Source organism: Nonomuraea cavernae (assembly GCF_040655715.1).
In the GTDB taxonomy this organism is placed as follows: Bacteria; Actinomycetota; Actinomycetes; order Streptosporangiales; family Streptosporangiaceae; genus Nonomuraea; species Nonomuraea cavernae_A.
The window spans coordinates 132,057-144,829 of record NZ_JBFAKL010000016.1 but is presented as its reverse complement, the minus strand read 5'-3'; the positions used below and the strand labels follow the sequence as shown (position 1 = coordinate 144,829).

Annotated in this window: 11 protein-coding genes; 8 read left to right on the top strand and 3 right to left on the bottom strand. The window is 68.4% G+C overall.

Translation table 11 applies throughout. The features are described from left to right. The first annotated feature begins 91 nt into the window (after window positions 1-91). A complete protein-coding gene (locus tag AB0I38_RS23635; RefSeq protein ID WP_358471496.1) occupies window positions 92-1,414 on the top strand; it encodes an ImmA/IrrE family metallo-endopeptidase in 1,323 nt (440 codons plus the stop codon). A 143-nt stretch (window positions 1,415-1,557) separates the two neighbouring features. Here AB0I38_RS23635 and AB0I38_RS23630 read toward each other — a convergent pair whose 3' ends face one another. Then, a complete protein-coding gene (locus tag AB0I38_RS23630) occupies window positions 1,558-4,383 on the bottom strand; it encodes an AfsR/SARP family transcriptional regulator (RefSeq protein WP_358471495.1) in 2,826 nt (941 codons plus the stop codon). Window positions 4,384-4,643: 260 nt separating this feature from the next. Here AB0I38_RS23630 and AB0I38_RS23625 point away from each other — a divergent pair, with 260 nt between their 5' ends. Beyond that, entirely contained in the window at window positions 4,644-4,955 is a 312-nt protein-coding gene (locus AB0I38_RS23625; RefSeq protein ID WP_358471493.1) for a hypothetical protein, read from the top strand. Window positions 4,956-5,427: 472 nt separating this feature from the next. On the opposite strand, the gene AB0I38_RS23620 is transcribed toward AB0I38_RS23625, so the two are convergent. Continuing rightward, window positions 5,428-5,829 (bottom strand): hypothetical protein, encoded by a 402-nt coding sequence (locus AB0I38_RS23620; protein WP_358471491.1) that lies wholly within the window; start codon window positions 5,827-5,829, stop codon window positions 5,428-5,430. 236 nt (window positions 5,830-6,065) lie between these two features. On the opposite strand from AB0I38_RS23620, the gene nhaA reads away from it, so the two are divergent. Then, a complete protein-coding gene (nhaA, locus tag AB0I38_RS23615; protein ID WP_358471489.1) occupies window positions 6,066-7,400 on the top strand; it encodes a Na+/H+ antiporter NhaA in 1,335 nt (444 codons plus the stop codon). A gap of 106 nt (window positions 7,401-7,506) precedes the next feature. Here the strand turns inward: nhaA and AB0I38_RS23610 are convergent, their stop codons facing one another. After that, window positions 7,507-7,806, bottom strand: coding sequence for a hypothetical protein (locus AB0I38_RS23610; protein ID WP_358471487.1), 300 nt, complete (start codon window positions 7,804-7,806; stop codon window positions 7,507-7,509). Between the two features lie 436 nt (window positions 7,807-8,242). Between AB0I38_RS23610 and AB0I38_RS23605 the strand changes: the two genes are divergently transcribed. The 5 genes from AB0I38_RS23605 to AB0I38_RS23585 are packed head-to-tail and all read left to right on the top strand — an operon-like array spanning window position 8,243 to window position 12,718. Next, a complete protein-coding gene (locus tag AB0I38_RS23605) occupies window positions 8,243-8,392 on the top strand; it encodes a hypothetical protein (protein ID WP_358471485.1) in 150 nt (49 codons plus the stop codon). Between the two features lie 60 nt (window positions 8,393-8,452). After that, window positions 8,453-9,403 carry an MvdC/MvdD family ATP grasp protein gene (locus AB0I38_RS23600; protein ID WP_358471483.1) on the top strand — a complete coding sequence of 317 codons (951 nt, stop codon included), beginning with the start codon at window positions 8,453-8,455 and terminating at the stop codon, window positions 9,401-9,403. Beyond that, on the top strand, window positions 9,400-10,404 hold the full coding sequence (locus AB0I38_RS23595) for a TIGR04500 family putative peptide maturation system protein (RefSeq protein ID WP_358471481.1): 1,005 nt from the start codon (window positions 9,400-9,402) through the stop codon (window positions 10,402-10,404). Before AB0I38_RS23600 ends, AB0I38_RS23595 begins: the two co-directional genes overlap by 4 nt. After that, on the top strand, window positions 10,401-10,589 hold the full coding sequence (locus AB0I38_RS23590) for a hypothetical protein (RefSeq protein ID WP_358471479.1): 189 nt from the start codon (window positions 10,401-10,403) through the stop codon (window positions 10,587-10,589). Before AB0I38_RS23595 ends, AB0I38_RS23590 begins: the two co-directional genes overlap by 4 nt. After that, window positions 10,586-12,718, top strand: a complete 2,133-nt coding sequence (locus tag AB0I38_RS23585; RefSeq protein WP_358471477.1) for a peptidase domain-containing ABC transporter — start codon at window positions 10,586-10,588, stop codon at window positions 12,716-12,718. The genes AB0I38_RS23590 and AB0I38_RS23585 overlap by 4 nt, the downstream gene beginning before the upstream one ends. The last annotated feature ends 55 nt before the right edge of the window (window positions 12,719-12,773 follow it).

Sequence of the window (12,773 nt, the reverse complement as noted above, 5' to 3'; positions counted from 1 at the left end):
TCAATCGCGAACTCGGGCAGTACAAGGGATACCCGCTCGATCAGGGTGAGTGGCCGGACAGGCTCAACGGGATCGGCAAGGGGGACGGGGGATGACATCGGTTCCCGGGCTGAGTTTCCGATGGGAATGGGAGCCTGCGCCATCGGTCAGGGCTCCCGAGCTTCGGAAGACCTGGGCGCGGATCGAGATCAGTGTCGGCGCCGAGTATGTGACGCTGCTGGAGGACCTGGAGTCGGGTAGTTCGAGGCGGTCGATCTACTGTCCTCTCTATCCGCTGGCCGAGTGGGCCGCGTACAACTGGTGGTTTCTGCGGGCTGACGCGAGGTTGGCGCGGTATGCCGATCTCAGTCGCCCGGATCGCCTGGACCCGCGACGGCTCCGCCGGCACTCGCTGCGTGGTAGCGGTGACGGTTTCGTGTGGCCAAACCTGCTGATTCTGCCGGAAGGAATCGGTAAACGCCTGATCTGGTGCCGGGATCGCTCGCACCTGACCGCTCAGCGCCCCGTCCGGTTCATCTCTGACGGGGAGGTGCTGCTTGATCGCGTGTCCGTGGAGCAGGAACTGGTGCGTCTCATCTCGGCGGTGCTGACCAGGCTCGCCGAGCAAGGCATTACAGGCACTCCGCTGGAAAAGGAGTGGACGGCGATCCAGGGGGCCGAACCGGATGAGGTGGAGTTCTGTCTTGCCTCTGCACGCCTGGGCCTCGACCCCTACTCCGAAGCGGAGCCGTACCAGCAACTGATCGTGCGGGCGGCGAGCGAACTACGGGACGATCTACTCGGAGACTTCTACGACGCCGTCGAACCGGCACTGCTCGGCAGCGCGTTGGAATGGATCCGCGAGGCACGCTCCGACATAGAGCATGTTAGTGCTCGTACGGACGCGGCCGCCTTGCGTGAGGCCGTGTGGCAGGGACCGCAACGTACGTCGCTGTCGTCGGCGAGCCTGGCTTGGGAGAAGGGCTGGGAGCAGGCGAGGGCCGTCCGTCGGGCACTCGGCCTTGCTGACACCGCTGAGATCGCGCTCGAGCCCTACATCGCCCATGTGACCCGCCAGCCCGCCGACTCCGGACTCCTAGCGCTCGGTGGCGCTACTGAAGGATTCGGGCCTGTGGCGGTCACCAAGCCAGGCCTGCCGATGACCGCGAGCCGATTCACCCTTTCTCGTGCGCTCTGGCACTACCTGTGGGAATCCGAGCCCTTTTTTCTGGTTACCACGGCCTACACCGATCGTCAGCGGGTGGAGAGGGCCTTTGCCACCGAGTTGCTCGCTCCGGCGTCTGGCATTGGCACGTTGTTGGATGGTTCGCCTGAGATGGCTATATCGGATGACATCGAGGAAATTGCAGCCCGTTACCGGGTATCACCCATGGTGATCAAGCATCAGGTGGAGAATCAGTTGCTCACGGCGTGATCATGGTGGGGGCTCCGCGTCTTGTCCGTCAAGGGCTTGCGTCAGCGGCGCCAAGCCAGTCGATCAGCCCAAAGGGCGCAACGGTCTGTCCGATGCCGACGGGCGGGGCGAGGTCATGAGCCGACATCCGAAGGGGCGGGTGTTCAAATGAGATGGCGGCACCGGCGGCGGCGGGCATCGTCGGCCGCGGCGAGCTCGGCCGCGTCACCGAAGGTGTCGAGAGCCGCAAGCCATTCATCGAGTACGGCGCCGATCTGATGATCGAGCTCGCGGTAGATACGCCGGGCCTCCTGCCAGTGGTTCCGTGCGGTGACCGGATCCTCGTGGGCAAGAGCTGAGGCGAGGCTGTCGTGAGCGGAGGCCCTCCGCAGCGGATCGCCGATCTCTTCGGCGAGTCGCAGTTGGCGCTCGGCGTGTCGACGGGCCGTGACCTGATCCCCCTGACGTAGCGCGATTTCGGCCAGGTTGTGATGGGCGTAGCACGCTTGCTGCGTGTCGTCGGCGATGTCGGCGAACGTGAGCGCCCGCTGGAGTGCGTCCCCCGCCGCCGGATACCTCTCCAGGTCGATCAACGCGCACCCCAGGTTGATGTAGGCCGCGACGGCGTACTGGGGGACCTGCCCGTACTCCGGAATGGACAGGGCGGTCCGCAGGTGGCGCAGGCCGCCTTCGAGATCGCCTTCGTTGATGGCGAGTCCACCCAGGTTCGCGTTGAACGCGGCGACCATGCGCATGTCGCCCGCCTTCGTGGCCAGCTCGATCGCCCGTCCGTAGTGCTCGCGTGCCGTGGCGTACTTGCCGATCTGCTTGTGGACCACCCCCAGGGCGTTCTCCATGTGCGCCATGGCCTCCGGCCGGCCGCTTCGCTCGGCCGAGAGCAGGCCTGTTCGCAGCACGGACAGCCACTCCGGCCAACGCCGCCGAATGATGAAGTAGGCGAGCAGATCGGCGGCCAACTGCCACGCGCGGCGATGCCAGGCGTGTGCGCCGGTGAGAGCGACGACACCGACCAGGTTCTCGAGCTCCTGATCGTGCCAGTCCAGCGCGGACGCCCTGTCGGCGAAACGCAGGGGCTCGCGCGGGGGATAGATCACCTCCCTGTCGCCCGGCAGCCGGCGAGGCTGTAGCAACGGGTAGGCCTCGAAGACGGTCTCCGCGTAGAAGTCGACCAGGCGCCGAGCGGCCATCGTCCGATCGGCCTCCGGCTCGTCGCTCTCCAAGGTGCGAACGGCATAGCTGCGCAGCAGGTCGTGCATCGTGTACCGGCCGGGACGATGCTCGCTGACCAGATGGCCTATGCACAGCTCTTCGAGCCGGGGGCGCACCTCGGCGAGGGTGACGCCGAGCAGGGCGGCCGCCGCGACAGGCGTGAAGTCCTGCCCGGGCAGCAGGCTCAGCAGCCGGAACAGGCGTCGCGTCGCGGGAGGCAGGGCCTGGTACGAGAGACGGAACGCGGTGCTGACGGCGCCGTCCAGGTCGCCGTGTTCGTCGAGCACGGCCAGTGTGTCCCCGGTCGTCAACTGACGGGCGTAGTCCGCGACCGTCAGGTGTCGCTGGCCGGTGAGTTGCGCCGCCGCCAACCGCAGTGCCAGCGGCAGGTAGGCGCACCGCAGGGCCACCTGCCTGGCGGCGACGTCGCTGTCCTCGTCACTTCTTCCGGTCAGGGCGACGCGGAGCAGGTCGCTCGCTTCGTCCTCGGTGAGCGGGCCGAGCGGGAGCAGGCGGGCGCCTTCGCGGGCCACCAGCCCGCGTAATCGGTTCCGGCTGGTCACCAGGACGGCGCAATCCGCCGAGCCGGGCAGCAGCGGTCGTACCTGGTCGGCGCTGCGGGCGTTGTCCAGCACGATCAGAACACGGCGTCGTGAAAGCAGCGATCGCAACAGGGCGGCGGCCTCGTCCACGTCCTCGGGTACGGCGTCGGGACCCACTCCCAACGAGGACAGGAAGCGCCGCAGGATGTCATAGGGCGCCAAGGGAATCCGGTCCTCGTCGAATCCCCGCATGTTCACATAGAGCTGCCCGTCTGGGAACCGGTCGCGGTGACGGTGAGCCCAGCGGACGGCCAGCGCGGTCTTTCCGACTCCAGGTGAGCCCACGAGCAGCACCACGGGTGGCGTGTCCCGCACGTCAGCCAGGAGATCCAGTTCGGCGAGTTCCCGATCACGACCGGTGAACCCCCACGTGTCCAGAGGCAACTGGGCCGGTGCGGTGTCACTGGGCGGCGCCGAGATCGTGAGGGTTCCAGGAGTGAGGTCCAGTGCCGGATCGGCGTTGAGGATCGCCTTCTCCAGCGCCAGGAACTGTGCGCTGGGATCGAGTCCTTGCTCCTCGACCAGCCGGGTGCGCAGGCGCCTGGCCGTCAGCAGGGCTTCGGCCTGCATGCCGGCCCGATACTGGGCGAGCATCAGATGGCACACCATACGCACTCGTAACGGGTGTTCCTCGACGAGCTCGCCCAGCACCGGAAGCACGGCGTCGTGATGTCCGAGTGTGAGCTCGGCGTCGGCCAGCGACTCGTACGCGCTCAGCCGGTGCTCGTGCAGTGCCTGCCGTGCCGACGACGCGTACGCCGCGCTGATGTCGGCCAGGGCGTGACCGCGCCACAGCCCGAGTGCCGCCCGCAGCGTCCGGGCGGATTCCTTGAGCTCGTTGCGTTTCCGCAGGTCCCGCGCCGCCTCGACGTGGTGTCCGAACACGTCGGCGTCCAGCTCACCGTTGGCCAGAGCCAGGAGGTATCCACCGGGTCTGGTGGCGATGACATCGTCCAGCCCCAGCTTCCGCATGGCTCGGCGCAATTCGGAGAGCGCCACGTGGATCTGCGAACGCGCGGAGCTCGGCTCGGCGCCACCCCAGATCGCTTCAATGAGCTGGCCGGGCGCTATCACCTGGTTGGCATGGAGTAACAGGTAGGCGAGCAGCGCACGATGCCGGGGCCGGGCTACTGAAGCCGGTCCGTCATCCGTTGCCACCTCGACCGGACCGAGGATGAAGAACCGCAACGCCTGCCCCCCGCAGCGCCAGCAAGATCTTGAGTCCCGTTGTGTGATCTTCGACAAGTGTATCGATAGCCGATCACAAGCCGCTGTATAAATCACCTTACTTATTCTTCGGACAGGTTCGCCGAAACCCTGTTGAACAGGCTGAAAACCCCCTTCGGGGCGCGCTCGGCCAAGGTTCGCGGGGGTCTGGAGCGGTGCCCGGACGGGTGCCGCACCGTGAGAGGAGAGTCATGGGTTCGAAGATGAAACGGGCACTGCAGGTGGCCGCGATCGGCGGGATCATGGCCGGCGCCATGGTCCTGCCCGCGACGGCCGCGCAAGCCACACCCAGCAACTGCAGCAGCGTCCCCTATGGCAATGGCTGGTCCGGATGGTGCGGCAAGGGCACTGGCACGTACCAGGTGTGGGCCAGGTGCTACAAGATCAATACGCTCAAGTACACGATCAGGCACGGCCCTTGGCGGAGCCCTGGAGGCGACAGGTCCAACGTCAGCTGTCAGAGCACGGAAGAGGTGGGCGGGGGCGGCATAATCCTCTCCTAGTCCGGGTCCGCGCTGTCTGAAGCGGCGCCCGGACGGGGTGCCGCCCGTGAGAGGAGAGTCATGGGTTCGAAGATGAAGCGAGTACTGCAGGTGGCCGCGATCGGCGGGATCATGGCTGGCGCCATGGTCCTGCCCGCGACGGCCGCGCAAGCCCAACCCACCAACTGCGCCACAACGTCCACCTCTCGTACCTTCACCGTGGCCTGCCATGCCGGAACGGGGGAGTACCAGGCAGAGGCCCGGTGCTACAAGCCCGGTAGTTCCCTGCCGACGCTCAGGTACGGACAATGGCGGTCTGGGGGCGAGACGTCCATCGCCAGCTGCCAGTTCGACGAAGAGATGAGGGACGGCCGCGTTCGCTTCAGGTAGCCGGAGCCTGACCTAGATATCGCTCCGGGCGGAGCGTCTTCGCATCACTCGAACGGGCGACAGGGCTAGGGCAGGGGGCCTGCCCTGTCGCCGAGTGCTGAGGTCAGCGGCGGTAGGCGGCGCAGTCGATCAGGCTGAGGTCACGCTTGTGCTTCTTGGCGAAACGGAAGGCGTCGTCCCGGTGCTTGAAGCCGTGCACTCGTACGAATCCGCTCTCGTCACGGAGATGGACCCGCCACTTCTTGCCGTGCTTGACCGGCCCGGCCACGCACTCCGACCCCTTGTGCTTGCGTCGGCAATCGTCACGCCTCTCCTGCACGATGTATCGCCCGCCGTCCTTCAGCAGGACGACGCGCTCGTCACACTTGAGGGCGGGGCTGAGCTGGTCGCTGGTGATGACCAGGGGCTCGTCCGAGCTGGTGGCGGCGAATGCCGGGGCCGAAATCGCGGCGGTGCCTCCGATGGTCGCCAACGCGATGATGGCGGCGCTGAGCGCGCGTCTCATGGTGCCTCTTTTTCCGAGAGAACGGGGGTTTCCGGGCGTACGGGTGATGACGACCGGCTGATCATCTTCGATAGTGCAGGAAAGCCTGTTAAGTCCGTGTAATGCGGGCTTTGACGGACGGTTCGCTGGAGGAGGCGGCTCCGGAGGCGTCTCGGGAAGACGGACTGTAGGGTGGAAATGGTGCGCCGGGAAGTCTGGTCGGCAACGTCCGACCCGACCCTGAAACCGGAGCACTCATGAACCTCGCACCACGACCTGCCCCTGACCTTCTCGGCCGGGGGTCGTGGCACGAGGCGCGCCGCATCGCCGACATCCTGCGCAAGGAGACCGTCGGCGGCACGTTGCTCCTGGTCGGCGCGGTGGCGGCGATGCTGTGGGCCAACTCGCCGTGGGCCGACGGCTACCAGACGGTACGCGATCTCACCTTCGGTCCCGCGGCGCTGCACCTCGATCTCAGCCTGGCCGCGTGGGCCGCCGACGGGCTCCTGGCGATCTTCTTCTTCGTCGCCGGGCTCGAACTCAAACGGGAGTTCGTCGCCGGCGACCTGCGAGAGGTCCGCCGGGCCGCGGTGCCCGTGGCGGCGGCGCTGGGCGGCGTGATCGTTCCGGCCATGCTGTACCTGCTGGTCGTCGGCGGGGTCGAGGGCGCCGCCCGGGGGTGGGCGATCCCGACGGCCACCGACATCGCCTTCGCCCTGGCCGTGCTCGCGATCGTCGGCCGCCACCTGCCGACCGCACTGCGCACCTTCCTGCTCACGCTGGCCGTGGTCGACGACATGGTGGCCATCGTCATCATCGCCGTCGTCTACACCGACCAGCTCTCCCCGATCCCGCTGCTGGCGGCGCTGGTGCCGCTGGGCGTCTTCGCCATGCTGGTGCAGCGACGGGTACGCGCCTGGTGGCTGCTGCTGCCGCTGGCCGTCGCCACCTGGGCGCTGGTGCACGCCTCGGGGGTGCACGCCACGGTCGCCGGAGTGCTGCTGGCCTTCGCCGTGCCGGTGCTGCGCAGCGAGAAGGCCGGCGGCCCCGATTCTGGGCCCGGCCTGGCCGAGCACTTCGAGCACCGCTTCCGGCCGCTCTCGGCGGGCCTGGCCGTGCCGGTGTTCGCGTTCCTGTCGGCGGGGGTCGCCCTGAACGGCCTGGACGGCCTGGCCGACGCCCTGACCAGCCCCGTCGCCCTGGGTGTCCTGGTCGGCCTGATCGTGGGCAAGCCGCTCGGCATCATGGCCGCGACCTGGCTGGTGGCCCGCTTCACCCATGCCCGCCTGGACAAGGATCTGGGTTGGATCGACCTGGCCGCGCTGTCCATTCTGGCCGGGATCGGCTTCACCGTCTCGCTGCTCATCGGCGAGCTGTCCTTCGGCGCCGGCACCGCGACCGACGATCACGTCAAGGTGGCGGTCCTGGCCGCGTCGATCATCTCGGCTCTGCTCGCCACCGTGCTCCTTCGGTTGCGCAGCCGTGCCCACCGGCGCGTCCACGAGGCCGAGACCATCGACCGCGACCACGACGGCATCCCCGACCTGTATCAGAACGCCGATGAAGTCGCCGGTGAGCCCCGGCAAGGATGACCCCGGACCACAAGCTCTTCGCCCGTACGGTTCGAGTGTCACCGCACGGTCGCGGGCGTCGAGTTGACCGCGAGAGCGGGCCTGCTGGAGCTCGCGGGAGCGATTTCTATCGGGAATTGTTCGTGCGCTGCAGCCACACGCCGACATGCTTGTAGAACGACTCGTATTTGATCTTGCTTTTGCCGTGCCGGCGGGCGAAATGTTCGATTAACTTCAGTGCGTGGCCGAGAGTTTCTGAAGCGCCCCAGCCGTTGAAAACCGTCAAGCCTGATTTGACGATGCTCCATGGCGGGTGCTCGCCGTACTTGTGGACCCGCCCCTCATAGGCCAGAACAACTTCACAGATCTCCTTTAATTCGGTCTTCTCGGCATCATTCAGATGTTTCCACTTGAGCTTCCTGCCCATCGTCACCTCGTCTCTCGCACTTACGAGAAGAGCACGAGGCAGGACCCGAATCAACGGCTACAGAGCGATTGACTCCGTGACAGGACACCGATCGGTCAATCGGCCGCCGAGTCGCCCGGGATTGACAGTGTTGCTTTCCCTCCGCGTCGCATCGGGCGATTGCCGCCATCCAGATGGCGGCAAATGCCGGGCCCCCGTCGCGTCCGAATTTGATCGACGAGTACGTCGAGACCACGACCACGTCGGCGAAGGCGATCCCACACCGGTGCTGAACGTGCGGTATCGCCCCACCACCACGGTGAAGGACCCGCGTCCGCTGGAGGGGTGACATGAGATCACCCGAGTGACGGACGCGGAGCCGGTCGCCGCTCGCCTACCTTGCTTGCTGCCACGGGGCGCATCAGGTGCCCCGTACGGGAAGAAAGGGCAGATACGCATGAGCAAGACGCGTACCACGCTGGACGACATCGCGGCTCTCGGTCCGGAGCTGGATGAGGGGCAGCTTCTTCAGGTGAGCGGCGGCGCCAAGAGCCAGGTCATCGTGATCCACGGTGGCCACAGCCACACCTCCGGCGACAGCAACTAGTTCGCGCGGGGGCGCGACCGCGTCGCGCCCCCGTCCGGAGCCACTCCGATGATTCTCGTCTTGACCTCTGACGGAGATGAGCACGCCGACCGGGTCGTGAAACCGCTCATGGCCGCGGGCGCGGACGTCGTCGTCTTCGATCCCGTCTCCTTCCCGACCGCCGCCACCCTTGAGATCAGCCACTCCGGCGACGGCTCGACCTGCCGGGTGCTCGGCCGCGGTGGCCGCCGCATCGCGCTCGACGAGCTGACCGCGCTCTGGTACCGCCGTCCGCTCGACCCGGTGGCGCATCCGCGGGTCGCCGCCCGTGACTACGTGGAGGAGGAGTGCCGCCTCATGGCCGAGGGCCTCTGGGACAGTCTTGGCTGTCTCACGGTTCCCGCCTCGCGGCCGGTCATCGACCGCGCGGCGCGCAAGCCGTACCAGCTGGAGCTGGCCGGGCGGCTGGGCTTCGAGCTCCCGGCGACGCTGATCACGAACGATCCTGAGAGCTTTCTCGACTTCTACGACCGGCACGAGGGCCGCGTGATCACCAAGCCCGTGCACGGCAACCGGCTTGAGGCGGGCGACGAGCGGTTCGGCCGGTTCGCGGCCCCCGTCACCCCCATGGACGTCGCGCACGCGGACGCGCTGCGCCTCTGCCCGATCATCGTTCAGGCGTATGTGCCCAAGCGCGTCGAGATACGCGTGACCGTGGTCGGGAGCGTGATCTTCGCCGCGGAGATCCATTCCCAGGTGAGCAACCACACGAGGTACGACTGGCGGCACTACGACCCGGGGGCGACGCCCGTCCGGCCGCACGAGCTGCCCACCGAGATCTCGCGACGCTGCCTGGAGCTGGTCGGACGTCTCGGGCTCGCCTACGGAGCGATCGACCTGATCCGCACGCCGGACGGCCGGTACGTCTTCCTGGAGATCAATCCGAACGGCCAGTTCCTCTGGATCGAGGACGCGGCCGGGCTGCCCATCAGCGCGGCCATCGGCGAGCTGCTCATGCGCGGTGCCACGTGACGGCGGACGGGCGGATGCTCGCCCAGGCGGTCGACCTGCTCAGCACCGGTACGGCCGAGCGGGACCTGGCCGCGTTCAGGGCGGAACACTCGTCGGCCCGGGTGCGGCTGGTCAGGCAGCGCGAGGAGTACGACGGATCGCTCCACCACGCCCTGCTCATCAAGGAGGGTGACGGCGCCACGATCTCCCTCTCGTGGTGCCCCGACCGGGCACTGCCCTGGCCGCTGCGCGGCGTGCACCGGGCCGGAGAGCATCTGCTGCTCCGGGTGAACGGTGTCGAAACACCGGTGGCCAGGGCGATCGCCTGCCTGGACTTCATCTGGGACGAGTCCCGGCTGACCGACCGCCTCATCACCGACAGCCTGGTGCGCGAAACGCTGGAGGAGGCGCCGGAACCGCTGACCGACGCCGAGCTGCAGGCGGCGATGGACGCCTTCCGCCGGGCGCGTGGACTGCTGACCGGAGGCGCGGTCCGGGCGTGGATGGATCGCAACCACATCTCCCACCCCGAGCTGGAGGAACTGGTCGTCGCCGAGGCGTCCGTGGCCCGGCTCCGCTCGCGGGTGGCCGACGGGCAGGTCGAGGAGTGGCTCGCCGAGCACGGTCACGAGCTCGACGTCGCCCGCGTCGCGCGGGTCGAGTTCACCGCCGGGGCGGGGCCGCGCGTGCTCGACGCCGACGGGTTCCTCGACGCCGCGGAACGGGCCTTCGCCGACGGTACGGCCCGGCCGGGCGAGGTGTTCGCCACCCTGCGCAGGGGAGAGCTGGATGGGGAGACGGCCGAGCAGGTGTTCGGGGCCGCGCCGGGGACGGTCGTCGGGCCCTTCACGACAGAACACGGTCACCTGCTGATCAAGGTGCTGGCGGTGGAACCGGCCGTTCTCGACGCCACCGTCCGAGACCTTGCCGAACGCCGGATCTTCGCCGGCTGGCTCGAACGGCGCCGGAGCGCGGCCAAGATCGAGTGGTTCTGGGGAACCACCGACCGGACCGGCACGTGAACCCGCTTCCGTACCGGGAACAGGCGGTTCACCACCACATCGCCTCCCGGCGGCACGTCGAACGGCCGTACCAGATCTCCAGAAAACTCCTGATCGGCCTGTGGGCCTACGCGGGACTGCTCGCGCTGTCCATGGTGGGCGTGCTGCTGATCGGCATCCTGCCGGCCCTCGGGGCGGGGCGATGAGGCGCGGGCGGGTGCCGGTCATCAGGCAGAGCACGATGGCCGACTGCGGCGCGGCCTGCCTGGCGATGGTCCTCGGGCATCACGGACGCCGCGTGACCGTGCGCGAGATCGGCGAGCACGTCCAGGTGTCGCGGGACGGGCTGAACGCGTTCGCGATCGCGGCGGCCGCCAAGTCGTACGGCCTGCGCGCCAAGGCGTTCTCGCTCGCCCCCGCGCAGCTCGGCGCGGTGCCCGGGCCCTTCATCGTGCACTGGGAGTTCAACCACTTCCTCGTCGTCGAGCGCTGGCGTCCGGACGTCGTCGAGGTCGTCGATCCCGCCTCCGGGCGGCGCAGGCTCACGGCGGAGGAGTTCGACGTCGGGTTCACCGGGGTCGTCCTGGCCTTCGAGCCCGGCCCCGATTTCAGCGTCGAGGGTCCTAAGCGCCCTCCGTGGCGCCGGGACCTGGTCAGCGCTCTCCTGACGCGCCACCGCGGCCTGCTGCTTCAGGCGGTGCTCGCGTCTCTGCTGCTACAAGGACTCGGTCTCGTCCTGCCGTTGTTGTCCGGGCTCGTCATCGACGAGATCCTGCCCGGCGGGAACCGTTATCTGCTGCGGATCCTCCTGGTGGGCCTCGGCTTCGTGGTGCTCACCCAGGCGATCCTCACCTACCTCCGTACGGCCGTGCTGCTCATGTTGCGGGCGCGGGCGGACACCGAGTTCACGGCGGGGGTGGTCGGACACCTGTTCGCGCTGCCCTACCGGTTCTTCACCCTCAGGGGCACGAGTGACCTGGTCATGAGCACGCAGAGCGCGGCCAGCCTGCGTGCCATGCTGTCCGGCCAGGTGCTTTCGGCGCTGCTCGACGGGCCGCTCGCCGTGGTCCTCATGACCCTGGTCCTCGTGGGCGATCCGGTGCTCGGCGGCTGCCTGGCGGCCGTGGCGGCAGTCCAGGTCGGGCTGCTGCTGGTAACCCGCAGGCGGATCACGGACCTCACCGGGCGCGGGCTGACCGCCGCGGCCACGACCCAGGGCAGGCTCATCGAGTCCATCGGGGGCATCGAGACGATCAAGGCATCCAGCGCCGAGTGGCGTGCCGTGGAGCGGTGGTCGGGGATGTTCACCGCCCAGATGAACACCGACCTGCGCCTGGGGCTGACCCGTGGCGTCCTGGATTCGGTCCTTTCGGGGGTCAGGATTCTCGGTCCCGCGCTGCTGCTGCTCGTGGGCGCGTCACGGGTGCTCGACGGCGAGCTGAGCCTGGGCACGATGATCGCCCTCAACGCGCTGGCCGTGTCCACGCTCACTCCGCTGACCTCGCTGCTGACCAGCCTGCAGGAGCTCCAGGAGGCCGGCGCGCACTTCGAGAGGCTGGCCGACATCGTCGAGGCCGAGCCCGAGCGGAAGGGCGGGAAGCGACCGCGCCTGCGCGGCGAGGTCGTGCTGCGGAACGTCGGATTCCGCTTCGACCCCCGCTCCCCGTGGACGCTCAGGAACGTGTCCCTCGCCGTGGGCCCCGGCCAGAAGCTGGCGCTGGTCGGAAGCTCGGGGTCGGGCAAGAGCACGCTGGGACGGATCCTGCTGGGCCTGTACCAGCCCGTCGAGGGCGAGGTCTGGTACGACGGGACGCCCTCGCGGGACATCGACGTGAGCTGGCTGCGCAGCCGCTTCGGCGTGGTCACCCAGGATCCGCACCTCTTCACCGGGACCATCAGGGACAACATCGGCCTGGCCGTCCCCGACGCCTCGCTGGAGCAGGTCGTGGCGGCGGCCAGGCTGGCCTGCGTCCACGACGACGTCATGGCCATGCCGATGGGATACGAGACGATGCTCACCGAGGGCAGCGGCCTGTCCGGTGGCCAGCGGCAGCGGATCGCGCTCGCCCGCGCGCTGCTGCCCCAGCCCCGGGTCCTCCTGCTCGACGAGGCGACGAGCCATCTCGACACCGCCACCGAGGCGGCGATCGAGCAGAACCTCGCCCGGCTGACCCAGACCCGCATCGTGATCGCGCACCGGCTGAGCACCGTACGCGACGCCGACCAGATCCTCGTCATCGAGGCGGGTCGTGTCGTCGAGCACGGCACTCACGACGAGCTGATGAGGTACGGCGGCCGGTACGCCGCCCTGAGCGAGCACCAGTCCATCCGTTAGCCAGGCCGTCCGCGGCGGAACCCAGGCGGGTTCCGCTCAGGAGCCGGTATGGGAC

Bases quoted from the DNA above. Each gene is read 5' to 3' on its own strand.
- AB0I38_RS23585 (WP_358471477.1), top strand. From the start codon at position 10,586: ATGAGGCGCGGGCGGGTGCCGGTCATCAGGCAGAGCACGATGGCCGAC.
- AB0I38_RS23625 (WP_358471493.1), top strand. From the start codon at position 4,644: ATGGGTTCGAAGATGAAACGGGCACTGCAGGTGGCCGCGATCGGCGGG.
- AB0I38_RS23635 (WP_358471496.1), top strand. From the start codon at position 92: ATGACATCGGTTCCCGGGCTGAGTTTCCGATGGGAATGGGAGCCTGCG.
- AB0I38_RS23620 (WP_358471491.1), bottom strand. From the start codon at position 5,829: ATGAGACGCGCGCTCAGCGCCGCCATCATCGCGTTGGCGACCATCGGA.
- nhaA (WP_358471489.1), top strand. From the start codon at position 6,066: ATGAACCTCGCACCACGACCTGCCCCTGACCTTCTCGGCCGGGGGTCG.
- AB0I38_RS23610 (WP_358471487.1), bottom strand. From the start codon at position 7,806: ATGGGCAGGAAGCTCAAGTGGAAACATCTGAATGATGCCGAGAAGACC.
- AB0I38_RS23605 (WP_358471485.1), top strand. From the start codon at position 8,243: ATGAGCAAGACGCGTACCACGCTGGACGACATCGCGGCTCTCGGTCCG.